This window comes from Mucilaginibacter litoreus (genome assembly GCF_042676805.1).
Lineage (GTDB): Bacteria > Bacteroidota > Bacteroidia > Sphingobacteriales > Sphingobacteriaceae > Mucilaginibacter > Mucilaginibacter litoreus.
In genome coordinates this window covers 73921-100572 of the sequence record NZ_JBHTHZ010000002.1, presented here as the reverse complement: position 1 = coordinate 100572, position 26652 = coordinate 73921, and the positions used below count along the sequence as shown (strand labels likewise).

23 protein-coding genes and 1 tRNA gene are annotated in these 26652 nt (G+C 43.0%); 10 read left to right on the top strand and 14 right to left on the bottom strand.

Annotation, left to right across the window (positions count from 1 at the left end; all coding sequences use genetic code 11):
* Window positions 1-18: 18 nt before the first annotated feature.
* Window positions 19-708, top strand: a complete 690-nt coding sequence (locus tag ACFQZX_RS03750; protein ID WP_377111438.1) for an SGNH/GDSL hydrolase family protein — start codon at window positions 19-21, stop codon at window positions 706-708.
* On the opposite strand, the gene ACFQZX_RS03745 is transcribed toward ACFQZX_RS03750, so the two are convergent.
* The gene (locus ACFQZX_RS03745; protein ID WP_377111436.1) at window positions 709-1380 is read right to left on the bottom strand and encodes a DUF6766 family protein; all 672 of its coding nucleotides are present in this window, start codon (window positions 1378-1380) and stop codon (window positions 709-711) included.
* A 172-nt stretch (window positions 1381-1552) separates the two neighbouring features.
* Here ACFQZX_RS03745 and ACFQZX_RS03740 point away from each other — a divergent pair, with 172 nt between their 5' ends.
* The 3 genes from ACFQZX_RS03740 to ACFQZX_RS03730 all read left to right on the top strand — a co-directional run bounded on the left by ACFQZX_RS03740 (window position 1553) and on the right by ACFQZX_RS03730 (window position 5198).
* Window positions 1553-3754, top strand: coding sequence for a hypothetical protein (locus ACFQZX_RS03740; RefSeq protein ID WP_377111433.1), 2202 nt, complete (start codon window positions 1553-1555; stop codon window positions 3752-3754).
* A 326-nt stretch (window positions 3755-4080) separates the two neighbouring features.
* Window positions 4081-4635: a cupin domain-containing protein gene (locus ACFQZX_RS03735; protein ID WP_377111430.1), complete on the top strand. Its 555-nt coding sequence runs from the start codon at window positions 4081-4083 to the stop codon at window positions 4633-4635.
* 20 nt (window positions 4636-4655) lie between these two features.
* Window positions 4656-5198 (top strand): cupin domain-containing protein, encoded by a 543-nt coding sequence (locus ACFQZX_RS03730; RefSeq protein WP_377111427.1) that lies wholly within the window; start codon window positions 4656-4658, stop codon window positions 5196-5198.
* An 18-nt stretch (window positions 5199-5216) separates the two neighbouring features.
* Here ACFQZX_RS03730 and ACFQZX_RS03725 read toward each other — a convergent pair whose 3' ends face one another.
* The 8 genes from ACFQZX_RS03725 to ACFQZX_RS03690 form a co-directional block, all read right to left on the bottom strand.
* Complete coding sequence (locus ACFQZX_RS03725) at window positions 5217-5936, bottom strand: LytR/AlgR family response regulator transcription factor (RefSeq protein ID WP_377111425.1); 720 nt, start codon at window positions 5934-5936, stop codon at window positions 5217-5219.
* 7 nt (window positions 5937-5943) lie between these two features.
* Complete coding sequence (locus ACFQZX_RS03720) at window positions 5944-7002, bottom strand: sensor histidine kinase (RefSeq protein ID WP_377111423.1); 1059 nt, start codon at window positions 7000-7002, stop codon at window positions 5944-5946.
* Window positions 7002-8885, bottom strand: coding sequence for a tetratricopeptide repeat-containing sensor histidine kinase (locus ACFQZX_RS03715; protein WP_377111420.1), 1884 nt, complete (start codon window positions 8883-8885; stop codon window positions 7002-7004). Before ACFQZX_RS03715 ends, ACFQZX_RS03720 begins: the two co-directional genes overlap by 1 nt.
* A gap of 396 nt (window positions 8886-9281) precedes the next feature.
* Window positions 9282-10142 (bottom strand): hypothetical protein, encoded by an 861-nt coding sequence (locus ACFQZX_RS03710; RefSeq protein ID WP_377111418.1) that lies wholly within the window; start codon window positions 10140-10142, stop codon window positions 9282-9284.
* A complete protein-coding gene (locus tag ACFQZX_RS03705) occupies window positions 10142-11317 on the bottom strand; it encodes a hypothetical protein (protein ID WP_377111416.1) in 1176 nt (391 codons plus the stop codon). The genes ACFQZX_RS03710 and ACFQZX_RS03705 overlap by 1 nt, the downstream gene beginning before the upstream one ends.
* A gap of 88 nt (window positions 11318-11405) precedes the next feature.
* Complete coding sequence (locus tag ACFQZX_RS03700; RefSeq protein ID WP_377111413.1) at window positions 11406-11918, bottom strand: lipid-binding protein; 513 nt, start codon at window positions 11916-11918, stop codon at window positions 11406-11408.
* A 23-nt stretch (window positions 11919-11941) separates the two neighbouring features.
* Window positions 11942-13453, bottom strand: a complete 1512-nt coding sequence (locus tag ACFQZX_RS03695) for a SusD/RagB family nutrient-binding outer membrane lipoprotein (protein ID WP_377111411.1) — start codon at window positions 13451-13453, stop codon at window positions 11942-11944.
* Window positions 13454-13465: 12 nt separating this feature from the next.
* Window positions 13466-16669, bottom strand: a complete 3204-nt coding sequence (locus ACFQZX_RS03690; RefSeq protein ID WP_377111409.1) for a SusC/RagA family TonB-linked outer membrane protein — start codon at window positions 16667-16669, stop codon at window positions 13466-13468.
* 458 nt (window positions 16670-17127) lie between these two features.
* Between ACFQZX_RS03690 and ACFQZX_RS03685 the strand changes: the two genes are divergently transcribed.
* Both ACFQZX_RS03685 and ACFQZX_RS03680 read left to right on the top strand, forming a co-directional pair.
* Entirely contained in the window at window positions 17128-17634 is a 507-nt protein-coding gene (locus ACFQZX_RS03685; RefSeq protein ID WP_377111406.1) for a hypothetical protein, read from the top strand.
* Between the two features lie 161 nt (window positions 17635-17795).
* Window positions 17796-18314 (top strand): GNAT family N-acetyltransferase, encoded by a 519-nt coding sequence (locus ACFQZX_RS03680; protein ID WP_377111403.1) that lies wholly within the window; start codon window positions 17796-17798, stop codon window positions 18312-18314.
* Between the two features lie 44 nt (window positions 18315-18358).
* Here the strand turns inward: ACFQZX_RS03680 and ACFQZX_RS03675 are convergent.
* The 5 genes from ACFQZX_RS03675 to acs form a co-directional block, all read right to left on the bottom strand.
* A tRNA-Gln gene (locus ACFQZX_RS03675) sits at window positions 18359-18429 on the bottom strand.
* A 72-nt stretch (window positions 18430-18501) separates the two neighbouring features.
* Entirely contained in the window at window positions 18502-20670 is a 2169-nt protein-coding gene (locus ACFQZX_RS03670; protein WP_377111401.1) for a carbohydrate binding family 9 domain-containing protein, read from the bottom strand.
* Between the two features lie 107 nt (window positions 20671-20777).
* Window positions 20778-22121: a hypothetical protein gene (locus tag ACFQZX_RS03665; protein ID WP_377111398.1), complete on the bottom strand. Its 1344-nt coding sequence runs from the start codon at window positions 22119-22121 to the stop codon at window positions 20778-20780.
* Between the two features lie 95 nt (window positions 22122-22216).
* Window positions 22217-22402, bottom strand: coding sequence for a CsbD family protein (locus tag ACFQZX_RS03660; protein WP_117382861.1), 186 nt, complete (start codon window positions 22400-22402; stop codon window positions 22217-22219).
* A 130-nt stretch (window positions 22403-22532) separates the two neighbouring features.
* Entirely contained in the window at window positions 22533-24434 is a 1902-nt protein-coding gene (gene acs / locus ACFQZX_RS03655; protein ID WP_377111395.1) for an acetate--CoA ligase, read from the bottom strand.
* Window positions 24435-24760: 326 nt separating this feature from the next.
* Between acs and rpmB the strand changes: the two genes are divergently transcribed.
* The 4 genes from rpmB (at window position 24761) to ftsY (ending at window position 26614) form a co-directional block, all read left to right on the top strand.
* On the top strand, window positions 24761-24994 hold the full coding sequence (rpmB, locus tag ACFQZX_RS03650; RefSeq protein WP_095705630.1) for a 50S ribosomal protein L28: 234 nt from the start codon (window positions 24761-24763) through the stop codon (window positions 24992-24994).
* A 67-nt stretch (window positions 24995-25061) separates the two neighbouring features.
* Window positions 25062-25244, top strand: a complete 183-nt coding sequence (gene rpmG / locus ACFQZX_RS03645; protein WP_022830075.1) for a 50S ribosomal protein L33 — start codon at window positions 25062-25064, stop codon at window positions 25242-25244.
* Between the two features lie 88 nt (window positions 25245-25332).
* Window positions 25333-25491, top strand: a complete 159-nt coding sequence (locus tag ACFQZX_RS03640) for a DUF4295 domain-containing protein (RefSeq protein WP_095705631.1) — start codon at window positions 25333-25335, stop codon at window positions 25489-25491.
* Window positions 25492-25651: 160 nt separating this feature from the next.
* The gene (gene ftsY, locus ACFQZX_RS03635; protein ID WP_377111392.1) at window positions 25652-26614 is read left to right on the top strand and encodes a signal recognition particle-docking protein FtsY; all 963 of its coding nucleotides are present in this window, start codon (window positions 25652-25654) and stop codon (window positions 26612-26614) included.
* Window positions 26615-26652 lie beyond the last annotated feature (38 nt).

The following is a 26652-nucleotide window of genomic DNA, read 5'->3' as shown; positions in this document are numbered from 1 at the left end:
TGCTTTAACTTGCACAACATGAAAACCGCGATACAGTTTTTTGCCCTTATACTTTTTAGTTTAGCAGTTAAAGCTCAAAATAACCCCGACTGGCCAAATATCAAACGTTACGAAGAAGCTAACAGTAAGGTAGCCGCTCCGGCCAAAGGGGAAAAAAGGGTAGTTTACATGGGCGACTCCATCACGGACTTCTGGATAAACAACGACTCGACTTTTTTTACGCATAACAATTATTACGACAGGGGCATAAGCGGCCAAACTACCGGCCAGATGCTGGTACGTTTCAGGGAAGATGTTATCAATTTAAAGCCTGCGGTGGTGGTTATACTGGCAGGTATAAATGATATCGCGGAAAACAACGGCCCATCAAAGCTGGAGGATGTTGCAGGTAACATCAAATCAATGGCAGAGCTTGCCAGGGCAAACAACATCAAAGTGGTCATATCATCCGTATTACCGGCCAATGCCTTTCCCTGGAGGCCAGCCATTAATCCGGTTGAAAAAGTAAGCAGGCTGAATTCCATGCTAAAACAATATGCAGCCGAGAAAGGAATTGTGTACCTGGATTACTTTACCAAAATGGTTGATGATAAAGCCGGCCTGCCTGCAAAATACTCAAAGGACGGTGTACACCCTAACCTTGAAGGTTACAAGGTAATGGAGCCCCTTGCCCAGCAAGCCATAGCGAAGGCATTAAAAAGTAAGTAACTATTTCCCGGTTTGCATGTGTGGCGCATCAACGGGTTTAGATTCCGGCGAGCCTTTTTGCCGTAGGTAGATGGTCAGGAAAACGATAGAAACGATTGATAAAAACTCGCTTTGCCAGTTCTGAAAGGTTTCGAACCAAAAGGTGGGTTCACCTAAAAATGCGCCCAGGCTTTCCGGAGCTTTATGCTTTAAAAGCTGCTGGTCATTATGATCGGTAAAACTACCGTACAAATGCCCTGCCCAGCTAAGCAGAAACAAACCAAAAAAGCATATCGATAAAGAGTGTTTATAAATTTTAAGCATCCAGCCACCCTTGCGTACCGGCCAGGGCGCATCCGCCGATGGTACAGGCTCACGGTCCACCTCTTCGGCTTCATCCATGCTTTTGGATTCGGCCGAGCCTATCTGCCTTAACCCTACTGTCATCATCACATACATACCCATCTGTAAAAACTCACTCTGAAAGTTCTCAAAAGTGGACGAAAAAAAATGCCCCGAGTGCAGATAAGATAAAAAGCCTAAAGCCCGCCCGCCCTTTTCAAGCACTTCTTCATTATTTTCTTTCCACCCGGTAAATGCCTGTGCAATAAGGGTTATGATAAACAGCGCCATAAAAACTATGGTTAGTCCGTTACGCTTGTAAAATGAATATTTAGAAGGTTGGTTTGGCATAATTTAGTTTATGGATAACAACATCATTCTGAAACTATAGTTTAATCATAGGTAATAATTAAATTAAAACTTAAAACTACAGTGCGCTTATAGCGTTATCTCATTGCTCAAGTCAGCTATATGCAGCTGACTACTTGCCGGTCTGATTAACATTTAAATTTTTAGTATAAACATGAATGGAACATCATTGTGGGCAATTACCGCTGCCGAACAACTGGCAGACCTGAACAACACCCCCCTTTTTACTTATCAAAAACAGAGTTTCAACTTCTCGGTATATTTACTGCATGATACCCTGTGGATAACGGCGAGCAGCGGCAAGAATGGAAAAACAGGATTTCGTACAGCCTTTTCGCCCAATGGGCTGGCAGTTAAAAAGGTAACCAAAAAGGGTGCCGGCGTTATGATAACGCTTGACTCTGAACTGGGTGCTTATAAGGTTGATGTTGAATTTCCGGAGGGAGACAACCCAATTTTACATTACACGGTACGCCTGAAATCAGCTAAAAAAATCACCGTTCCTTATTGGCCGAAAGATGTACTTGGCTTTCACCAACAGAATAGTGGTACGGAAGGAGAAACTTACGTTAGGCAAAGTGGTATCCGCTCGGGCTTAATTTACGCGGGCATGAAAAAGCCCGACGAAACATCATTTTTATATTTCCAGAACCTTACCTCTATTAATGAGTACTGCATTGCAACAGAAACTTCTGTTGCCGGTACCGTTAGTGGCGAATGGCCTGAGTTTGGTTTTTCGCCGCCGGTAACAAAACAAAAACCTATACCGGATAATAAGGAGTTAATTATATCAGACGCTTATGTTTCCTTTAAAGATGGGGTCCCCAAAGATCAGTTTGATATAGCCAAACAGTTTATGGAGCATATTGCGTACATTTACTTGCTTCTTCCCAATCCGGATACTAAATATCATAATTATCCGGAAATTCTTGAAAAATCTCTTTTTGATATTGAGCACAATAAAGGCTGCTGGACCCAGCGCAAAGGCTGCTCTTACCTTAATGCCTACGTGTGCGATTACAATACCCCGCCAGAAATAATGGTACAGCTTGCCGTACTGATGCCGATGTTAGAATACAGCCAGTGGAGTGGTAAGGATATTTATTCTATAAATGCCATCTCAGAAAACCTGAGCACTTTTTATGATGATGAAATGAAAACCATCATGCGGTGGTTGCCTTCTATGGAAAAGAATCTGGATGAATCTGAGGAACAAAAGGTACCAAAGGTTATGGATTCATGGTACCTTCACCACCCGCTGCTTAACCTAAGCAGGATGGCTTTGGATGGTAATAAAACCGCGCATGAACTGTTTTTTAACTCTATTGAGTATGCCATAAAAGTAGCGCACCATTTTAACTACGAGTGGCCTGTGTTTTATAATATGGAAACGCTTGAGATACTCAAGAAGGAATCAAGCCCGGGCCAGGGCGGCGAAAAAGATGTTGGCGGCATATACGCGCATACCATGCTGCAGGCTTATGAAATAAGCAAGGATAAACGCTATCTGCATGAAGCTGAAAAGGCGGCCAAAAAGTTAACCGATTTTGGTTTCGACTTGTTCTACCAGGCTAACAACACTGCTTTTTCTGCGGGGGCCATGATGAGGCTTTATAAGCTGACCAAAAACGAGCTTTACCTTAACTTAAGCTATTTATTTATTGCCAATTTGTTCAAAAATGTTGCATTATGGGAGTGCCAATACGGTTACGGTAAAAACTTTCCTACATTTTTCGCGCTTTTCCCGCTTAATGATGCCCCGTATACCGCCGTTTACGAGGAACAGGAATGTTTTGCCGCGATAAATGATTTTCTGCTGAATGCGCAGGGTGTTGACATTCCGGAAAGTATTTCCCTGTTGCTTGCGGAGTTTGTGCGCCATGTTATTCATCGCGCGGTTTATTACTATCCGCCAATGCTGCCGAAAGAAATGCTGTCTGAAAGCGCCAAAACCGGTGAGCTTGACCCTAAACTATGGATAGCATTGGAAGACATACACGATGGCTGGGAAAAATCAGGAAGTGTGGGACAGGAAGTATACGGGGCAGGACTATGCTTTGGCATTGTACCCCGCCATTTTGTACGTGTGCCCGGCCAACCTTTTTTGATATATACCGATTATCCAATAGCATCTAAGATAATTAAAAACAACACCGTAACCTTGAAAATTCTTGGCGATAAAAAACTTACCTGCCGTTTATGTATTGTAAAATATGGCGAGGGCGAAATGCCGGATATCAGTGTAATGATGGGCGATAAGCAGGACCAGGACAACGGTGATAAAAAAGATTTCAGGAAAGAACCAATGGAGTTTGTATTACATGGCGATCAGACGGTAATTATTAAGTGGGATTAAATAAAGTCAGGCATACAGGTTTACCGAAAGTTTGCGTAAAAAAATTAAACGAGTTAGGCTGTAAGGATGCTTTAATAAAACCCGCAACTACTGTTTACTTGGCATTGATACAGCCAAAGCGCGGTGAGATCATCTCATAACCATCGACCAGTAACCACCATTTGCATCCCAACTGCTAAGATTACTTTTAAGCTTTAACCTATTTACGGTAAGCGGCGAAGCGCTGTATTATTAGGCAATCTAAATACTTTGCAGGTTTATGCATCTCCTTTAATTGCCCTCCCTTACTAAAAGCATGATTTTTATTCAGTTACTGATAACATATCATGCTTAAAACCAATCAAATAACCAACCAGGTAACCGGGCAGGTATTCCGTTTTTTACAAACATCGGCAGACACCAATGGTAAGGTGCTTGAAATGGAAACGGTTTACGCTCCTTTCTCTGATGAGCCGCCCTTACATTACCATCCGCAACAAAACGAATATTTTAAGGTTTTAGCCGGCGAACTGACCGTACGGCTTAACAACGAAATAAAAAGTTATAAACCCGGCGCGGTTATACATATTAAACCCGGCATACGCCATAGCATGTGGAACGCCGGTATCATTGAAACCGTGGTGAACTGGAAAGTAGAGCCAGCGTTAGATACCGAGCACTTTTTGAAAGTAATGACCGCACTTGCCAATGGTGGCCACACCAACAACAAAGGCATCCCACCCTTACCGCAAATGATATACATCTTAAAAAAGCACAACAAAAGCTTTAGGCTGGCTAAGCCCAAAACCGGTGTTATAGGTACTTTATATGTGCTTTTAAAACCTGTGTTTGCTTTGTGCAGCTATAAAAAGAAGTTTAAAAAAGTATTAAACGCCGCTTAACCAATACCCTGCAATATTCTATGAAAAAAGTAATTATCAACCCCATAATTAAGGATAAAGTAACGTTTATAAAAACATCCGCAGAAACCGGCGGGCAATACACCGAAATAGCAGTTGAATTAATGCCCGGCGGGGGCACGCCGTTGCATTATCATCGTGATTTTGCAGAAACATTTATTGTTACCGAAGGGCATTTGACCCTACAGCTTAAACATGGCTTAAAAAGAACATTAGCAGCCAACGAGAGCTTTACCGCCGAAAAAATGCAGCCGCACCGTTTTTTTAACGCCTCAAACCAAAAGGTTTGTTTTAAAACTATCATCACTCCCGGTTCGCCCGGCTTTGAAAATTCATTACGGATACTTTACGGCCTTGCAGAAGATAAGCGCACTAACAGTAAAGGTATTCCTAAAAACCTTACCGAAATGGCCGTAGTATCCAAAATGAGCAACATGAACTTTGGCGGCGTTTTCAGGATATTTAGTCCGCTATTTAACATGCTGGCTAAACGTGGTTATAAAAACGGGGTGGATAAATTATTAATTGCCCGGTATTGCAGATGAAGCAATACCGGGGCATTATTATAAAGCCTGTAGCCTCTTGTAACATTCCGCCTTATAGTTGCGCCCGATAGGCAGCTGTTTACCCAGCATCTCTATAAAATACGCGTGATAACTTTCCACCTTACTCATGGAAACGATGAACGAGCGGTGTATACGTACAAATTTGCCCTCGGGCAGTAGTTTCTCTAAAAGGCTAATTTTTTGCTTGGATATCAGCACCTTATCCTTCAATACAATTTTTATATAATCCTTAAAGCTTTCTATCCAGTAAATATCCATTACATTTATTTTTACCATCTTACGCTCAACACGCAGGTAAATAAACACATCGCTGTTGTGTTCGGCAGGCTTTTCGGCGATGGATATGCTTTGGTTGCCAATTTTGTAAGTAGCAAACACCTTGTCAATCGCTTTTAAAAACCTGTCAAAAGGGATGGGTTTCAGCAGGTAGTCAACCGCGTTAAGGTCGAAACCCTCTAAAGCATAATCCTGGTAAGCCGTTGTAAAAATGATCTTAGGCGGGTTTTTAAGTGTCCGTATAAAGTCGGTTCCCTTTAAGCCTGGCATTTTTATATCCAGAAAGATCAGATCAACTTTGCTTTGCTGCAAAATCTTGAAGGCATCGATGGCATTACTGCATTTGGCTACTATATCAAGCTCCTGAAAATTGGTTGCATAATTTTCTATCACCTCAATGGCATGGGGCTCATCATCCACTATCAAAGTTTTTATTTTCATTGCATTATCAATATAAATCCAGCTCAAGTATGGTTATATACATATCGTCTTCTTCATAAATATGAAGCTGGTTGTTGTCATTGTGCAAAAATTCAAGCCGTTTACGTACGTTGCTAAGGCCAATTTTCCCGAAATGCTGGTCTGCATCTTCCAAAACATTTTCGGGTTTGCTGTTTGATACTTTAAATATCAGTCGGCGATGATCTATCTGCAGGTCGATGTTTATCCATGCATCGTACATGGTTTCGCTGGTGCCATGTTTAAAAGCATTTTCTACCAGTGGCAGCATCATCAGCGGGGGCACCTGCTGATCTTTTACCCTTCCGCGGATACTAAAGTTAAGTTCCAGCCTTTCTTCGTAACGTATCTTTTCGAGTTCAACATAGCTTTGCAGTATTTCAATATCACGCTTAAGCAAAACACTGTCGTTATTGCACTCGTAAAGCATATAACGTAAAATCTGCGACAGCCCCATTACTACGACCGGCGATTGCGGCGACTGCTTCAACGTTAAAGCATATAAGTTATTAAGCGTATTGAACAAAAAATGAGGATGGATCTGGCTTTTCAGAAAGTTAAGTTCGGCCTGGGCCGCGGCCTGGCGCTTATCTACCCACATCATTACAAACTTTACAAAAAGCCCTATCCATATCACCACGTTGGTACCCTCCAGGGCTACCAGCAAATACTCGGGGTTAGAAAAGCGCTCCCAGAAAGTGCCCTGTATGCGCGGCCATTTAAAGTTAGGATCGGCAGCTAATTTGATTTTGTACAGGTAAGGCTCTGCTAAAAATATCTGTAACAACCTGAAAATAACAGCCACAACTATTGCACAGGCCGCAAAAGCCACAAACATCTTTAAATATTTTTTTCGATAAAAAAAGGTGGGTATAACCCAATAGCTTACCGTATAAAAATAGATCATGTCTGCCGGCATCAACATTAAAATGTAAGTTAATGCTATATAAAAATTAGGCAGACTGTAGCCATAAACAAGCGTGGCTACCAATGTGGCAACCGACCAAAACATTATATGCTTTACAATACGCCGTTTATCTGTTTGCATTACCGTTTAAAAATGTTCAATCTGTTACTTTCCTTCAGGTTTACTTTTAACAGCACTATAAAAATATCTTCCTCGTCTACAATATCAATAGCGTGCTTGTGCCGGTACAATATATTCAGCCTTTTTTTGATATTATACAAACCGATATTACCGTATTTGGAAGACCTGCGTGTGGCAATATTTGTTACAGGCTTATTGTTTGATATTTTAAAAGTAAGCCACTGGTCGGCTATGTTTACTTCGATATTTATCCAGCCATCTTCTTCCAGTTTGCTGATGCCGTGTTTAAACGAATTTTCTACCAGCGGCAAAAGCAGCAGCGGTACAATTTTGCAGTTGCTGATATCGCCCTGTATGGAAACATTAACCTCAAGGGTGTTTTTATAGCGTATCCTTTCTAATTCAATGTAACGTTCAATAATATATATCTCCTGCTGTAGGCTAACCAAAGGCGAATTACACTCATATAAAATGTACTTAAGTATCTCTGCCAACCCCATAACCACCCTCGGCGACTCGTCTGACTTTTTTAAACTCAGGGCATACAGGTTATTAAGGGTGTTAAAGAGGAAGTGAGGGTGTATCTGTGATTTGAGTAAACTTAGCTCGATAGATTGGTTTTTATACCGCGATACCATGTAAACAATAACACTTATGGCTGCAAGCAATATTACGGCTGCTATGCTAAAGGCAACATACTTTTTGCTTCGTTGTAACTGGATATTTTTTTCGCTTATCTGGAGCTTTTGCTTGTCTATGGCCTGCTCCTTCAAGGATGTTTGGTATTTGATCTCTAATTCATGCGTTACCTTTTCGGTATGGGCTGTTAATATCGAATCGTTCAGTGCCGCATATTTTTTATAATAACCTAAGGCCATTGCCGGTCGGCCGTTATTTTCAAATATCTCGGCGCCCAATACATATACTTCTTTCAGATCGTTTTTTGGCATCAGTTTACCGGCATATCCAAGGGTTTTGTTGAAGTAATGTTCTGCCTTTGCATAATCCTTTAAACTGGTGTAGCAATTGGCCAAACCAAATAAAGTGTACATTTCATAATCGGTACTGGGGTTGCGTTTAAGTATGTTCAATGCTTTCTCATATAACTTAAGGGCCTTGCTGAACTGCCCTTGTTTGTTATAAATATCGCCCAGGTTGATAGATGCATCAACAATCATCAGGCTGTCCTTCAGTTTTTCAGAGATGGACTTAAGCTGATCCAGATGAACAATAGCCTGGTTGATCTGATTATTGTTAACCTCGCTTATGGCAAGGTTAATTATGCTGAGCGATATTTGTGTGCTATCTTTTGATTGCAGCGCTATATCATAGCTTTTACGCGCGTAGTACAGACTGTTCTTATTGTCCTTTAGATCCAAAAAGATGGATGCCAGGTTACTGTAATAACGCCTTAACAAACCCGGCTCGTTAAGTTTTTCCGACACCTTTAAAGCCTTTATCATATTATCCGCAGCCAACTCCAGGTTGCCAAGCACCCTGTACTGTATGGATATATTGTTATAAGCATTGGCGGCGCTTTTTATATCGTTGATGCGTAATGCCAGCTTTAGTTGCTGTTGGCTTATTTTTAATGCTTCTTTATATCGTAGCTGTTTAAAAAGTAAACGGGCGTAACGGGCAGTATACTCTAAATAATACTTATCAAGATGCTTTTGCCCGGCCAGGTCGCCTGCTCTTTTAAGATAGTATTCAGCTGAATCGTATTTGTTCGCCTCGAAATAATTATCAGCCGTTTTTATCCATAACCGCAGTACAGAAGTATCAGGGAAAGTTTTTTGCACCCCTGCCCCATGCGCAGTGTATGCCAGCGCACCGCATGTTGTTACACAAACTATTATGATGTAAAATCTTAAACAGCGCATTATATTTAAACCTGGCGGTAAGCCTTAAACCTCAAATATATATCAATGCACTTTTTGATAAGGTAAACGTCGATATACCACTTATTTACGTCGACTAATAACAGTCATCATGGATAAAAGCAGGTATTTTAAAACCAATACATCCTTTGGCATCCTTATACGGTCATATACATCTGCAATATACTTTTATATCGCATGCGCTTTTAAGGCGTGCGGCAGGGCTATACCTTCGGGTATTATTTCCAAACTTACTTAGGAGTTTTTTCACGTTGGAGATGATAAAATCGTTAATAGTTTAACAAGCGGACAGCAGCGAGTGGTGTCCGCTTAATTTTGAAATAATCAGCACCTAACATACCTTAACCATATCACAAAAAGCAGAAAAAGCAATACTTTTCAGTATTGCTTTACATCTGCTGAAAGTTGCCAGCCCTGCCGCCGCTTTTGCCAAACCTGTACAAAATAACCGCAATACTTACCCTGCTGCGCAGATGCAGCATCTTTAGCCATACTGCCGTAACAGTAATACATGCTTTTGCTATCATCATATCCACCGCCTTTAACCAGATGTATAAAGTTAATGGTGCTATCCGCCTTATACATGTTTAAAGAGCCTGAACTGTTAATAGCAAACTTTCCCGGCCGAAGCACAAGCGCGTTTGGTGCAAGGTATTTCAATGCTTTTTCCGGATGCCGGATAATCCCATCGTTCAGAGCCTCTAAATAAAGTGAACCATCATTTGTATTATTCGCGATGCTGTTAATAAGTTTAAAGTCCGACTGCATTGCCTGCGCGCTTAAAAAATCGCCGTTAGGTACCGGGTGGGTCACGCCGCCATCAAACATTACTTTAAATTTCCCGCTGCCATCTTTCTTCCAAACCGAAAAAAAGTAACCCGAGGCTACCGGCTTGTCCTTTTTGCTGGCATAGTAGTGATAAGGCCCGCTTGTGAAACCGAAGGTTTCCCGGTCATTAACCTGCGCATACTCCGGGTACCACAGCAGCAGGCTGGTGGTATCTGTTTTTGCGGTACTGTACAATTCCAATCCGTTGACAAAATCGTTCCCATTTACTACAATACCGCTACTGTCAAGGTTGGCTGTAAATGCAGCCTTCATACTTTCATCATGAGCCTTATGTGCAAAGTTGTGTTCAGCATCAATAATGGCTCTTAAATGCTCATTTTTTAAAGTTTGAGCATAACTGCCTGCCGCCAGCAAAAGGCAGCAGGCAGTTAATAGGTTCTTACAGAACATCAATCAAAAACTTTAATATCTGTAATTACCGAGGCTTTCGCATTCTTATTCTCAATTTCCACCAGTTTATCGTTTCGCCAGTAGCAGGCTAACCCGCCCTGCTCACCTGAAGTATAAACATTACCGCCGTTGGTGGCAACAACAGTAGCCGAGCCATAAGTAACTCCGCTCTTTACCTGCAGGTCAATCTTTTTTGTTACCAGTTTCCCTGTATTGTTGTCAAGTTTAAGGGTTATATAGGCGCATTTGTTATCGCTGTTTTCAAAGTAAGGTAAATAGACTGTGTTGCTGGCATAAGCGCCTTTATTGATATGAAAATTCTTTTCCGGCATATCTGCCTTGTACATTTTTACGGCATGGTTAATCAGGTCTATCGTAAAATAGTAAAGATCTGTTATTGGGGTACCTTCTCTCTTACAGTCAACAATAACAATTAAATGGTCATCGTCCTTTGCGAAAATGTTTTCAACGTCAATATAAATATGCCCTGGCACCTGCAATTTATAGTCCTGTATCCAGTTGGCTTCTCTAAACACCTCTACAAAGGTGGCTTTGTTATCCATACTTATAGTTTTTGCGACTATCAGGCCTTTACTGGTGCCGCAATACCATCCGTAACCATTGCCATTAGGAGTTTGAGCAAGCGGATGAAAAGTTTGCTTACCCGTTGCTCCTTCTATTTTATAAAAATAAGAACTGGCGCGTTGCCCCGGGTAGGAACCAACCGCAATAATGTAAGTATCTCCATTATAAGTAGTACTGCCCTGTGTCCACTCAATATATTGTGGATCTAATGTGCGGCCTGTAGCTTCGGCAAGGGAAGTGCTTGTTTGTAAAAACTGGCAAATACGGGAGCCCTTGTTTCCGATTACCTCATTGCCAAAATAAACTATGCCATGGGCAGCGCCATTAGGCGAAATAACAGATGTTTCATAAAGACCGGTCACAACCATGCCACTATGCCTATAGGATACTATGGATGTATCGCGCGTTTTGCCCTGCCAGGCAGTAACTATACCATAAGAATTGTCGGTTACCCATGTTTGTCCAAATAGCAGCGGGTCGGTTGTTGGTTTTAACACGTCCGGGTCCTGGGTGCCTTTGTTAGGGCTGTCTTTTTTACAGCCCCAAAATGCAGCCGATGCTGCGATAATAAGGATAAAGAATTTTTTCATTTTTTTAAATTGTGATAAATAACAACGGCAAGAACCGGTTTAACCCGGCCCCTGCCTGACTATGAAAAGAAAACACTAAACGGTTGCATTATTGGGGTTCGTCGGCCTGGAAGCCGGTGCGATGGAAGCCGGATATCTTAAAGGTTTTTCCTTTAACTTTCAATTCGAAATAAATAGAATCTGCAGGCGAGCGCGATGCTACGCCAACCGTTCCGTTGGTAATAACTTTACCGTTAGCCACTTCAAACTTGGGTATAGCGGTTGCCGTTGCAGCCAAAATATTGGTTAGGCCGGTACCGGCAAATGTTTGTGCAGATAGCTGCACAGGTACTTTACCTTTTATGTTGATGTTTTCATTTGGCCCTACGTCAAGGTCACGCAGGTTTGATGTTTGCACCCAAAACTCGTCCGCCGAATTGGTGGAGGTGTTATAGGTGGTCATGATGTAACGTTTAGGTTTATCATCTATACGTACATACCATTCGCCTGCCATCTTTTCAACTGTGGTACCCTCCCTCTCGGGTATTTTATTGCATGCAGACAGTACCGGGATAAGCAGTGCGGCAAGCGATACATAATTGATATATTTTTTAATCTTCATGGTTTTTTTTATTGATTATTGCATTATTTGCCCCACCAAACCGGGTTAGAGATCGGCACTTCGGCAGGTGTATTGATATTTCTTGAGCGCTCAACATCAGGGAAAAGGAAGCGTTTAGGCAATTTTTGTCCTATCGCGCTTTGCGGAACTATTACCAGCCTGCCTGGCACATATCCAGCATCGGTTGAGTATACATCGCTGGTACGCGGATAGCCTGTACGGTTTTTCTCCAGAAAGGCCTCTATAGCGTGCGAACCAAACAGCGACGCCCATTTCTGAACGATGATGGCTTCCAGCTTTTGCTCAAAAGTGCCGTTTGCGGGGTAAGCATAGGGGCCGGCAAGCAAGGCATCGGCCTGGGCCTCTGTCAATCCATTTTCAACAAATGAAGCCCTTACGCCTTCATTGTATAATTGCTCGGCATCATTGCCGCCATAATAGCGTTCATTTGCCTCGGCTTGTAAAAAGTACGATTCGGGTTTTGATATCAGCCAGGCTGGGTCTGTTGCCTTTTGTACCGCTACTGCCGCCTGCTGCTCCTCAAGCGATGTAGTACCGTAATTACCCTGATTGATATATTTTGGATTAGCCGAACCATAATAAGCCTCTATACGCGGATCGTTATTGGCTTTAAGCCAGCTTACCATGGTATAACTGGCGCGCAAATTGGTTTGGGTATTCTGTTTTCGCACGTTCGACTCGTAGAACGGGTTGCTGGCGTTTGGCGCGTCGGTAAAAGTGGTTACCCCGGCGCCAACGTTCAGGAAGTTTTTGTCGCCATCTATCATCGCACGTATACCCGCTTCTGCCTCGGTTGGTTTAGCGTTCACCATCCGCAGGTACATTTTCAATTTAAGCGTATTGGCAAACTTTTCCCAGTTTTCCATTTCTTCCTCAAAATCGGCAGCGCCCTGATCGCCAAAAATAAAGTCGCCTTTTGTCTGGTTCGATTTAAATGGCGCCGCCCCTGCAAAATCATGTGATAAAGCTTCATCAAGATCGGCCAGCAGGCTTTTGTAAATGGTATAACCATCATCAAACTTTGGTTGTATAAACTTATCGCCCTGCAAAGCCTCGGTATAAGGCACTTTGTCGTACAGGTCTACCAAAACCTCATAAGCATAAACTTTCAGTACAGTAGCCATCAGGTAATACCGCCAGTCTTCCTGCGCTTTAGCTTTGGCAATAACCGAGTTAAGATCTAAAAGCGCCCCGGTATACAATTCGTTATAAGGCCTGTTGATGTAACCGGAAGTTGGGTTCAGTAAAAACGAATCCAGGTCTCTATACTGGCTGGCGGTTGCGCTTTGCGCCCAAAACTGGGCCCACATGCCGCCAACAACGGCCATGCTTGCATGGGTACCACCAATGGTTGACAGGATAGCCGAAGGGAAAAGGGTTTCAATACTTGCCCTGTCTTCAGAAAGGTTGTTTGGATCGTGGTTGATATCCAAAGCTTTTTTACACCCGCTGCCGGCTATTGCGCAGGCCGCAAGGGTAAGTAGTATATGTTTTTTAAAACTTATTTTTTTCATCTTACAGATAGGTTAAAAAGTTACATTGAGCTTAACACCCATATTGCGTGTAGACGGCCCTGTACGGAACTCGCCAAACTCACTGCGCAGGTCGTTACCAAAGTTGGATACCTCTGGATCTATAAACTGGTTCCTGGAAGGCAGGTAGGTGAGCAGGTTACGGCCAAACAGGGTTATTGCCGCGTTGGATATGCCCCATTTGCCAAGCAGGTTCTTAGGCAGCGAGTAGGTAAAGGTTACATCGCGCAGCTTGAAAAAGGTTTTATCCAGAATGCTGTTGCCGTTAGTTACAGCCTGGCCCTTGTTATGATACCAGTAATCATAAAAATTGCTTTCGCTTACCGGTATGGTATTTTCCTGGTAGGTGGTATTACCGGCCGCATCTGTTACTTCAATTACCGAGTTTGGTACGATGAAGGTTCTGCGGTCATTAAACAGGGTTACATAACCATTACCCACAAAGTTGCTCAGGTCGGCTGTGCCTGAGTAAAACACGCCACCCTTACGATAATCCAAAGTAAAACCAAGGGTAAAGTTTTTGTAAGTAAAAGAGTTGGTCATGCCCATGGTATAGTCGCGCTGGGATGTTCCGTATTTATGGCCCTGCTCGGCCACCGGGAAGCCGTTATTGGTAATAATATGCCCCTCGGGGTCATACTTATAGGTTGGTGCCTCAAAAACACCCAAAGGCTCGCCTACTTTGGCCACAAACTCAGCTTCAAAAGCTTTGAGAATAACCACTTTGCTTAAGCCATTGGGCAGCTCCAGTACTTTATTACGGTTTTGAGTGAAGGTATAACCTATGTTCCAGGTAAAGTTGTCGGTTTTTACAGGCGTTGCGTTAACGGCAAGCTCTATACCCCGGTTACGTATGCGGCCAAAGTTAACAATGCGTGTAGCATACCCTGTTGAGGGTGAGCTTACAATAGGTAATATCTGGTCTTTAGTCTCTTTATTATAAAAGGTAAAATCAAAGCCTACCCTGTTGTTAAAGAAACGCATCTCGGTACCAAACTCCATTTCGGTACTTATCTCCGGACGCAGCTTGGCGTTGTTCAACTGGTTGGCTATGGTTTGCCCGGCCACCCCGTTGAATGGGAACAGTATATCGCCAAAAGGCAAAACAATATCGGTATTGTTCAAGATGTTAAATACCCGGTATGGCTCGGTATCGTTACCGGTACGGCCCCAGCTTGCCCTTACTTTAAACAGGCTGATATTGGCCCGGGTAAGATCCAAAGCGTCTGAAAGGACCAGCGCGAGGTTTGCAGCCGGGTAAAAATAACTCCGGTTATTTTCGGGAAGCGTAGAGCTCCAATCGTTACGGGCGTTAAGCGTCAGGTAGGTCCAGCCCTTGTAACCGATGGTTGCCGTGCCATATAGGCCAAACAGCCGGCGGTGGATCATGTTCTGCACTGTAACCGGCGTATTGTTGGAATTGCTTAACTGAAAAAAGTCGGGCACGGCCAGCTCTTCAACCCGGGCATACAAAGTGTTTGCGCCGCGGTCGTTATAGTTCAGTCCCACCAAACCGTTGATCTCAAAATCGCTGCTTACCTTTTTATTGAAAATGGCGTTAAACTTACTGTCGTACTCAAAATTACCTTCAGAACCTTCGGTAACGGCACCTCTTATCGGCGCCTTAACTTCACTTTCGTCATTTGCTCCGGCGGTCCAACTGCCCGGGGTTGGTTCGCTTTTGTTATACCATATTTTGGTGGTAAGGCTGCTCACATCAAATCCCTGCTGAAACTGCAGATCGAGCCAGTTGGTTGCTTTAAAATGCAGGTCTACGTTACCAAACAACCTGTCGTTTACCAGGTGCGAGCCATTTTCGTTTATTGAGTAGTAAGGGTTCTCAGCATAAGTAGTATAATAAGTATCAATGTTATAAAACTTATCCTTGTAGTTTTTCATTGGCGCTATGGGGTAGTTTACCGGTATTTGTATGATCTGATCATAAAATGCGCTGCCTATACCACTTTCATCACCACCGGTGAGCGGATACCTGGAGTTTTTATTGATATAATTAATTGATGAGCTTATGCTGAGTTTTTTATACTTTGTAGAACCGCTTAAGCTAAGCACATTGCGCAGGTACGAGTCGTTTTTGGTTGGCAGGATACCATCACTGGTTGTATTACCATAAGAAAAGTGAAAAGTAGAGGTTTCGTTACCGCCGCTAAAGGCAACAGTATTGTTAAACTCTGTTCCGGTATCAAAAGCGTCCTTAAACCTGTTTTCAACCTTTGAGAAAGGTTTTTTCATTTGTTCCCCATCTACAATGGCACCATACCCGCGTATCATGCCATCCATTTTTGGGCCCCAGCTCCCGTTCTCGTTGATCAGGTCTTTTTTTAACCAGCCGCCGCCCCATACATCCTGGCTGTAGGGTATAAAAGATACATTGGTAAGGGAAGCTGATGATGCCAGATCGACCCTGAACTTACCGGCCTTACCTTTCTTAGTGGTAATAAGCACCACGCCTGATGCCCCGCGCGAACCATACAGTGATGTAGCAGCCGCACCTTTAAGAATGCTTACACTCTCGATATTGTTAGGGTCGATATCGTTAACGGCATTGCCAAAGTCGAAGCTTTCCCCAAGGCTGCCGGCAGTGCCCGGAGGGGCTGTGCTACCCGGCCGACTGTTATTTACCGGTACGCCATCTACTACAAACAAAGGCTGATTATTACCGGTGATGGAGGAAAATCCACGCAGTACGATCTTGCTTGAACCGCCCGGGCTGCCTGATGTTACTGAAATATCCACACCCGCAACCTTGCCCTGCAAACCCGACGCCAAGTTAACCGGCGCGGCGCGGTTGATCTCGGCAGAGTTAACGGCTGTTGTAGCATACCCTATCGCCTTTTTTTCGCGGGATACGCCAAGCGCGGTCACAACCACCTCGGTTAACTGTTTGGCATCCTGTTTCAGCACAATGTTAACAGTGGTTCGGTCATTAACCGGTACCTCCTGGGCAGTGTAGCCCATAAAGCTAACTACCAGCACATCGTTGCCTTTGGCCTTAATGTTAAATTGCCCGCGGGCATCGGCCTGGGTACCGGCGGTGGTGCCCTTAATAACAATGCTGGCACCGGGCACAGTGGCGCCATCATCGGCAGTAACGGTTCCGGTTATGGTAACGGTTTGTGCATAAAGGCCGCTGCATAACCCAAACAGCATTACTATAACAAATAGTAACTTTTGTTTCATGTTCAGATTGATTTTGTTTTAAAACTTTTGTTAAAAACATAAATCTGCTCTAAACCACTAAGAGCCAAAAGCAGCGTCGGCACATGCAGGGCAAGTGCCTGAAACAATTGTATTTTATACGATAAAGTACTTACAGACTGTGAAATACCACTGAGATGAGTTAAACCGGGTTGTTTGTCGATAGGAGCATGTTTTATATCGACGTTGTATCATATTATATGAAATGAGTTTGTATTCCGACGATGCTAATGCCCACATGTGTAGCCGTGGTGACATTGTTTTGTCAGCTATAATTTCATAAGCCTGATTACCAACCTTTTGTTGATGTTCACGGTGTTCACCTGTGTGTTCGTGAACACTACCTATTTTGCTTTACTGAATTTAATTAAAGCTAAAGTTGCCGGTTTACTTGTGAGGGTTAATAACAAGCCATATATTTAAAGCTTAAATCTTATTACATGATTAAAAAATTACTCTTCGCATCAGCCATTGGCATGATTTCTTTTTCAGCTTGTAAAAAATCCGAAGCAACAATCCCACAAAAAAGCCCAAAAGGACAATTTCTTGGTAATCTTGAGGGCAAAACCTGGGTGGTTACTCACAGCGAACTTACTTATACCGCAAATAATGATCAGAACCCGGTTATCCTTGATGTTGCGGACAATCAAAATCTTTGGAGGTTCGGTCACGATGGGGATAAGGCAGACTATAATGACCTGACCCTTGCCACATCAACGAATTTTTCAGACCCTAACACTATAGTAGATATGAAATGGTCGTTAGTAGTAGAGGGTGGAAAGTACTATTCAGTGCTAAGCGGTTTAAAGCGTGAATTTCAAAAAGTAACATCAAATAGTTTCCAACTATCTTACAAAGTAGATGGAGGAGGCTCCGGAGTTGTAAATGGGACTCCGAAAACCTGGGAGTACGTAATTCACAGAGATTATTATACACAGGCAAAGTAGCCAACCAAACCTAATTTAAATTTGCCTTAAGCCCCTGTTAGTGTTTTCACCAAGAGGGGCTTAATAATTTGCTTCGTTGTTATTAAGATACAAGAAACTCAATTAAAATTCAAGGAGAAGAAGAAGCTGATAATGAATTTAAAGCATTAACTTGTACTGATATGCTTAACCTCAATTTTACGCCATTTCCTACAATAACAACCCAACGCCTGGTGTTAAGGCAATTACAGGATAAGGACGTGCATGAACTTTTTGAGCTGCGTACAAACGAACATGTGAACCGTTTTTTAGACAGGCCACTACCACAGTCGTTAAATGATGTCATAAATTTTATTGCGCTGGTCAATCAAATTACGCATGATAACGAGGGCCTTTACTGGGTAATTACCCGTAAAAATGAAGATAAGCTATTAGGCACTATCAGCTTACGGAATTTTGAACCTGAACAATATCAGGCCGAAATAGGCTATGAATTGCATCCGAATCATCAGAGACAGGGTTTTATGCTTGAAGCAACACAAGAAGTATTAGCATATAGTTTTGACCGTTTAGGTTTAAAGGTGATTGTGGCTGATACAGACCCGGGCAACCTGCCATCCATCAAGATACTTGAAAGGCATGGTTTTGTGAAGATGAATGGCCTGGAAAACACTTATATACTGAGTAAGAAAAACTTTTGAGTTAAAACAAGGCATAAAAAAACCTCATATTTCTATGAGGTTTGTTCTCCCGAATGGATTCGAACCACTACAAACAGAGTCAGAGTCTGGTGTGCTACCGTTACACCACGGGAGATTATCTTCATTGCTGACTTTGCAAAAATAACATTTTAGCCAATTTTATATAAATACTATTTTAAAATTATAATCAGATATTCCACCAGTAGGTCCATTTAACAGTCAGCTGGCGGTTTTTAACAGTAAACGGCGAAGGTATAGAGTTATCACCATAAACAATGAACAAATCCGACGCCGGTTTGTAGCGCCATTGCAGCCTGCTGTTGATGTTCATGTTACGGGCCTGCTCGTTGTACTGCACAAATGTGGTAAAGTAAAGTGTATTGGTGAAAGTAATATCAGCCCGCGGACCAATAAGCCAGAATTTATTATGGCCATACGGTGCAGGCAGATGCAGATCGTTATATGATGCATTGAGCAGCAGGTTAACGTACGGCTGAAAGCGGTAGCCTACCTGCCCTATCAGCGTTGTTTTCCTGCCATCATCATAGTAGCCGCCCTGTGCTGCCTCAACCAGATAAGTAAAAACGCTTTGCGGTTTGGACGCATATTGTACATCAATAGTATTCCAGTGGCTTTCAAAGCCTGTAGGTAGCATGGGTTTGCCCGTGTTGGTGGGGTCATAAGGGCGCAGCAGTTTTACATAATCATCCAGCCCGGATATGGTAAGCGTACTGCGGTTGCGAAAGGTTATCAGGTAGCTCAATATCGTTTCGTTATCGGTCGGTTTAAAACCTTCGTCAAAATAATAGATACCGCTGGCCTGTATGCTGTGAGATAGCACTATACCGCTTTTTGGGAAAAAATTATGCTGTATAACCGGGTTCAGCTTGTTGTAACCTGTACGCGGCACATAACCGGCTTCTGCTACATAGTTTTTGCCCACATACTGCTGTTGTATGGCCAGTGTCCAGTATTTGCTGAGGTATTGCAGGTTAAGCGCCTGCACGTAATCGTGGTCCTTTATACCAGGTGTGAACGATTTAAGGCCGAGCAGCTTACCCGTCCACTGGTTATTTGATGATGCTAAATTAAACTCGGCACCTACGTTACGGTTATAGTCATTTGCTGTGCTGCCGGCATTTGGCGCATTGCCGGTACCAGCTTTGTTAACAAACATTACCGCAATATTAGAGCGGGAGAACACGCGCCTTTGCAGGGTTACTATCCCAAAATTCTGCGCAGGCAAATTATCTGCCGAAGATTGGCCTGTTTGTATATCCATTACACCGATGCGCCAGTTTTTATCTATCTTACCGGTAAGCCTGCCACCTGCTCTTATCGGCGCGTTCAAACCTATCCTGCGCGAAAAGAACGGACGTATATCGGCATAACCGAAATTGGCAAACAAATCGCCGTTTTCCAGGAAGAACTGCCTTTTTTCAGGAAAGAACAATTCATACCGGTTAAGATTGATCACCTGCTGGTCTACATCCACCTGCGAAAAATCGGGGTTGACGGTTAGATCCAGATTGAGGGACGAAGTAAGCCCAACCTTAACGTCGCCGCCAATATCATGGCGCCAGTCGGCCTTTTTATTATGCTCAAAATCTTTAGTGATACCGCCAAGCACATAAGGTATCACAGATACGTTATGCGTAGCAACGGGAGGTGCTTCGTCCCACACAATGGTGCCTGTATACGCAAGCGCAGCCGTAGGAAACTGTCTTGGAACCGGCGCCCAGGCAGATTTTTCGGTGGTTTTTAAATCGTTACGGCTAAAGTTAATCCCCCACTCCTTTATACCCTTTTTATAGCGGATGCTTTTGAAAGGTATTGCCGCCTCAAAAATCCATTTGTCCGGAAAGTTTTTTACTGCCGAGTACCATTTGTTATCCCAGCTCAGGTCTACCTTGCTACCCTCGTACATGGTGCCATCCCATTGTGCGCCGGCAGCATTTGCCCCGAAGCTGAAACCATCCGTCCGGGCATCAAAGGGGTCCATAAAGAAGATAAAGTTATCGTTCTTTAAAAAAGCGAAATCGCGCTTAAGCGACTCTACCATATAGCCTGGCGTGGGCGTGTAACAAACCGCAGATACGTAAAAGTTATTGTTATCATAAGCCATGCGCACCACGGTTTTTACGTTGGCAAAGCTGGTATCCATAGGCAGCACCATGTAAAAGTTGGCGGCGCTATCGGCGGTTTGCCAATCGGCCTCATTCAGCAAGCCATCAATTTTAATGGGCAACTGCGCGCGTTTTATATGATACCGGTAGTTAGCGTTATGCTTTTGCGCAAACGCAATGTTGCAAAGCATGCAGCATGCCAGCAGCAAGGTGTAGGTAATTTTATGCAATTTAGATGTATATATCAGGTTATAATGCAGCTAACATCAACGTGTTAACCATACACAATGATATTGATTTAATTACACAATACCTACGCCGGATTATACTATTTGCGCTAATCAACCTTAACGTCAATAGCTTTTACCCACAGCGCCCTGCGGTCATGATTGGTTTTAAAGTTTTGCAGTATGAATTGCTTATCGGCACTTACCTTTCCATTAAAAACCTGCTTACCGTTAACTTTTATGGTAACCGGCTCATTAAGATTTACCATAGCCGGCGATATTAACACCTGCAGTTGCATAACCCGGGAGGTTTTGATATCAAATATGTTATTGGCAAAATGGGCTTTAGCTACGGCTGAAGGACTTAGGTAATTGTAATATAACATATTATCTCTGTATGCTTTTATACTTTTATCATACGCCTTAACATCAAAGTTTTGCTGCCAGGCAGCAGCAGGAAGATTGGTATTGATGCCGGTGATCTTTAGCCAGTCGCACTGGTTAAATAGGGTATCGCTGGCGGTTTCCCAATAGATATCATGCTGATACGGATATCTGCCTTTATCGCTCATGTATATTGCAGCCAATGGCATGTCCTTGTTCAGATGTTTATCATAATGCTCATATCCTCTGTATTCTTTGTAAACTATGCGGTTATCTTCGGCCTTTAGTTTTTCAATCACATCACGCGTCGTTTGTATGGGCCTTATGTCATCCAGATCTGAATGTACCAGATAAAGGTTACGGTTTTTGATATTACGGATGTAATAATCATAGGCAAATATGTTGGTCAGCATAGAGTTGTAACCGATGATAGCTGCAAACATATCTGGCGAATAAACGCCAAGCCCTACGGCACCGTCAGACCCGTCGGAGTGGCCGAATGCGAAAACGCGGTCGTCGTCTATGTTCAGGATACTTTTAAGAGCAATAAGTATGTTAGTGAGTGCTTTATAGGTTAAGTTCGGTTTAGGATTTGCAGGGCTGCTAAAGCGGTCGACCACCCAGTCGAACTTTTTTGATCGATCACCTATCGGCCGTATTATGATGTAGCCCTTGTTTTTAAAGGCATCGAAAAACATGTCGTCATCATTTACTCCGGTACTGTCGATATCGCTGAATTTGCTTTGACCTACTGCACCATGCAGCATAATGATGCAGGGCGTTTTGATGTTTTTATTATAATTTGCCGGAACGAATACCCTTACTGGCACCTTTCCAAAAACAGCATCGTTATAATAGTATACATAGTTAAGGGCATTCTTTGAATTGTTTGGGTAGCGCGACCAGTTAGATACCACATACAAAGCCGAATCGGCATTTACCTTGCTATCCGCGGCAAGGCTTGCAATTAAATCATCGTTTTGTACAGCAGCAGGTAACGGGAGGTTTTGAGCACACATTAAAGAGGGCAGGATAAGCCCTATTAAGGTTAACAGGTAGTTGTGTTTCATTAGTTAATAGTTTAACTACCCTGACAGTAAAAAATGCTGAATGTTGCATTTTAAACGCAAAAAAGCTTCGGTATCCGAAGCTTTTTTGCGTTATTTTATAAACTGTTTATCCAATTTACCAGTTCCTCGCGGGTTTTACCGGTTTTTTGCTGGATGCGGCCAAGGGTTTCATCGTCCTTACCTTCTTCATGAGCTAAATCATCGTCAGTCAAATCGCCGTAGGCCTGTTTGATTTTACCCTTTAACTCGTTCCATCCACCTTTTAATTCTAACTTATCCATAATATGTTTCTCCTATGTTTAGATGTAATAGGAGAACGGATGAAGATTGATTTGGTTTGATAAAAGATAGAAAGATAAAAGACCAAAGATAATTTTCAGTCCTTCGTCTTTTATCTTTCAGTCATTTCACCTACATCGCTCCAGCCTTGATTTCATCCACCACTGCAGGATCAAGCAGTGTCGAGGTATCACCCAGGTTGCTGGTATCGCCTTCGGCTATCTTACGCAGTATCCTGCGCATGATCTTGCCAGAGCGTGTTTTAGGCAACCCACTTACAAACTGGATCTTATCGGGCTTGGCTATCGGGCCAATAATGCGCGATACCGTCATGATGATATCTTTTCTGGTCAGCTCTTCATCGCCATGCTTTTCCGGACTAACAACAAACGCGTAAACCCCCTGGCCTTTTATATCATGCGGATAACCTACCACGGCGCTCTCTACCACGCTGCTGTGCATATTAATGGCATTTTCAACCTCGGCAGTGCCAATTCGGTGACCAGAAACGTTCAGTACGTCATCAACACGGCCGGTTATGCGGTAGTAACCTTCTTCATCGCGCAGGCAGCCATCGCCGGTAAAGTACAGGTTTTCATAAGCTGCAAAATAGGTTTGGCGGCAACGCTCGTGGTCGCCATAAGTTGTGCGCAGCATTCCCGGCCACGGAAACTTGATACATAAATTTCCGCTAACGCCATTGCCTTCAATCTCTTTACCGTTTTCATCAACCAAAACAGGCTGCACACCCGGTAAAGGTAAGGTAGCGTAGCCAGGCTTGGTAGGCGTAACATTCGCAATAGGCGATATCATAAAGCCACCGGTTTCGGTTTGCCACCAGGTATCAACAATGGGGCATTTGCCATGGCCAATCTTCTCGTCAAACCAGTGCCAGGCCTCCTCGTTTATCGGCTCCCCTACCGAGCCAAGCTTCCTAAGTGAGCTCAGATCTTTTCCTTTAATCACATCATCGCCAAAGCTCATTAACGAGCGGATGGCCGTAGGTGCTGTATAAAGTATATTTACCTTAAACTTTTCAACGATATCCCAAAAACGGCCGGCGTTAGGCCATGTAGGTATCCCTTCGAACATTACTACTGTTGCGCCCTGGCTTAGCGGCCCATAGGCAATATATGAGTGCCCGGTTATCCAGCCGATATCTGCCGTACAAAAATAGATCTCGCCCGGCTGGTACTGAAAAGCATTGCTAAAGGTATAGCCGGTATAAACCATATAACCGCCGCAGGTATGCACCACTCCCTTTGGTTTGCCTGTAGAGCCCGATGTGTACAGGATAAAAAGCATATCCTCTGCATCCATTTCCTCCGGCTCGCACTCGGGGTTACCCTGTGTTTCCACCTTTTTTATCTCATCTTCCCACCATACATCACGCCCTTTTATCATAGATACGGGCGTATGGCTGCGGGTCAGTACGATCACCCGTTTAATTGACGGGCATTGAACCAACGCATCATCAATAACAGATTTAAGCGGCACTTCTTTTGTCCCGCGATAACTGCCGTCGGCAGTTACTATGATATTGCATTCCGCATCTTTGATCCTGTCGGCAATAGATTGGGCCGAAAACCCGCCAAAAACCACTGAATGTACAGCGCCAATACGGGCGCAGGCCAGCACAGCTATGGCCAGCTCAGGCACCATTGGCATATAAATGCATATACGGTCGCCCTTTTTTGCCCCGTTATTTTTCAATACGTTGGCAAACTGGCAAACCTTATCATGTAACTGGCGGTAGGTTAAAACGCGGTGATCTTCTGTTGGGTCATTGGGTTCCCAGATAATTGCAGGCGTATCGGCATTGTTTTCCAGGTGGCGGTCGAGGCAGTTTTCGGTGATATTCAACTTGGCGCCTTTAAACCATTCCACTTTAGGCTCTTTAAAGTTCCATTCTAAAACTTTATCCCACTTTTTACGCCATTGAAAATTATTGGCAATATTTTCCCAAAATTGCTCTGGCTGCTCAACGCTTTGCTGATACGCCTGGTGATATTCCTCAAAAGATTTTACTTGCATAACTGGTTATAAATGGTGGCGTAAAATAATAATTTTTGCACTATCTGCTATTACTGTAAGATATCTTTTATATAATCTTACAAACAAGTATTTGTAGCTATTAAATAATGCTAAAAGGTTTTATTTTGCTAAATAACAACTTTTTTGAGATATTATTCATCGCAACTTGTGTTAAGTTTGGATCATCCCATCATAAAAGTTAAACCGGAATAAGTGAGATATGATATTTCTTAAAAATATTTTTTCAACACTGTTGCCTATTTCACCTAAAAACCTGATATTTGCAAACTCTTTTTAGGAAGAAAGGGTAATAAAAAATATTTGTCATGTCAAGAATTTGTGATTTAACAGGAAAAGGTTACATGAATGGCCATAACGTTTCTAACTCAAACGTTAAAACCAAACGTAAGTTTTATCCTAACTTAAAACTTAAGAAGTTTTATATACCTGAAGAAGATAAGTGGATCACTTTAAAAGTATCTACTTCTGCTATTAAAACTATCAGCAAAAATGGTATAACTGCTTGTATCAACAAGTTTGTAAAAAAAGGTTCAATATAATTGCAGCCAGCGATTGGGAGAGCAGTGATGTTCACCGAGACCTGTAGCAGATTAAAAATACATCAAGATGGCTAAGAAAGGTAACAGAGTTCAGGTAATATTGGAGTGCACAGAGCACAAAACCAGCGGCATGCCAGGTATGTCACGTTATATTACCACCAAGAACAAAAAAAATACAACTGAGCGTTTAGAGTTGAAAAAATTCAACCCTGTATTGCGTAAAGTAACCGTTCATAAAGAAATTAAGTAATCAAGTTAGTTGATCAGTTGATTGGGTTAAGCAGTTGATTTGTTATATACTCATTCACTCGTTCCTCTCACTCAAATATTAACAAGATATGGCAAAGAAAGTAGTTGCAACCCTGAAAACAGGTAAAGGAAAAGAATTTTCAAAAGTAATAACAATGGTTAAGTCGCCACGTACTGGTGCTTACTCATTCAAAGAGCAGATCGTTCCAAACGATAACATTAAAGATGCTATTGCAGGTAAACTGTAATTATTTTTGATTGAAAATACAAAAGCCGTCTTGTTTTACAACGAGAGGGCTTTTTTTGTTATAGTTCGTCTGAACTCGAATTAAAAGAATTAAAGAATGATCACAATTCTGTTTTTTTTCAAATTCTTTTAATTCGAGTTCAGACAAATTCTGATCACCCATGGGATTATTTGATTTTTTTAAAAAGAAAGAAACCACCCAGCAGGACAAGCAGGCGCTTGACGCCGGACTTGAAAAAACCAAGGACAGTTTCTTTTCCAAAATAACCAAAGCTGTTGCAGGCCGCTCCACCGTTGATGATGACGTGCTTGATGACCTGGAAGAAGTACTGGTAACATCAGACGTTGGTGTAACCACTACCCTCAAGATCATTGAGCGTATACAGGCGCGCGTTGCCCGCGATAAATATGTCAGCACATCAGAGCTTAACACGCTGCTTAAGGACGAGATACAAAAGCTACTGTCTGAAAACAACAGCAACGATTTCCAAAGCTTTGAATATGGCGATCATAAGCCTTATGTGATAATGGTAGTTGGCGTAAACGGCGTTGGAAAAACTACTACCATAGGCAAGCTTGCCCATAAGCTAAAGCAGGCCGGCAACCAGGTTGTATTAGGCGCTGCGGATACTTTCCGCGCTGCGGCTGTAGACCAGATAAAGCTTTGGGGCGAACGTGTTGGCGTTAAAGTGGTAGCACAGGCCATGGGCAGCGACCCTGCCTCTGTTGCTTATGACACACTGCGGTCGGCCGTTGCCAATGGCGACGACGTAGCAATTATTGATACCGCCGGGCGTTTACATAATAAGGTTGGCCTGATGAACGAGCTGACCAAGATTAAAAACGTAATGCAAAAGGTAGTGCCGGGCGCACCGCACGAAATACTATTGGTACTGGATGCATCAACAGGGCAAAACGCCATTGAACAGTGTAAACAGTTTACCGAGGCTACTGCCGTTAACGCATTGGCATTAACCAAGCTTGATGGCACGGCCAAAGGCGGTGTTGTTATAGGGATATCAGACCAGTTTAAAATACCGGTAAAATACATAGGTGTAGGCGAAGGCATGGACCACCTCCAACTGTTCGACAGGCAGGGGTTTGTAGATAGTTTGTTTAAGTAACAGGACGATTAGCCCCACCAACCCTCCCCGGAAGGGAG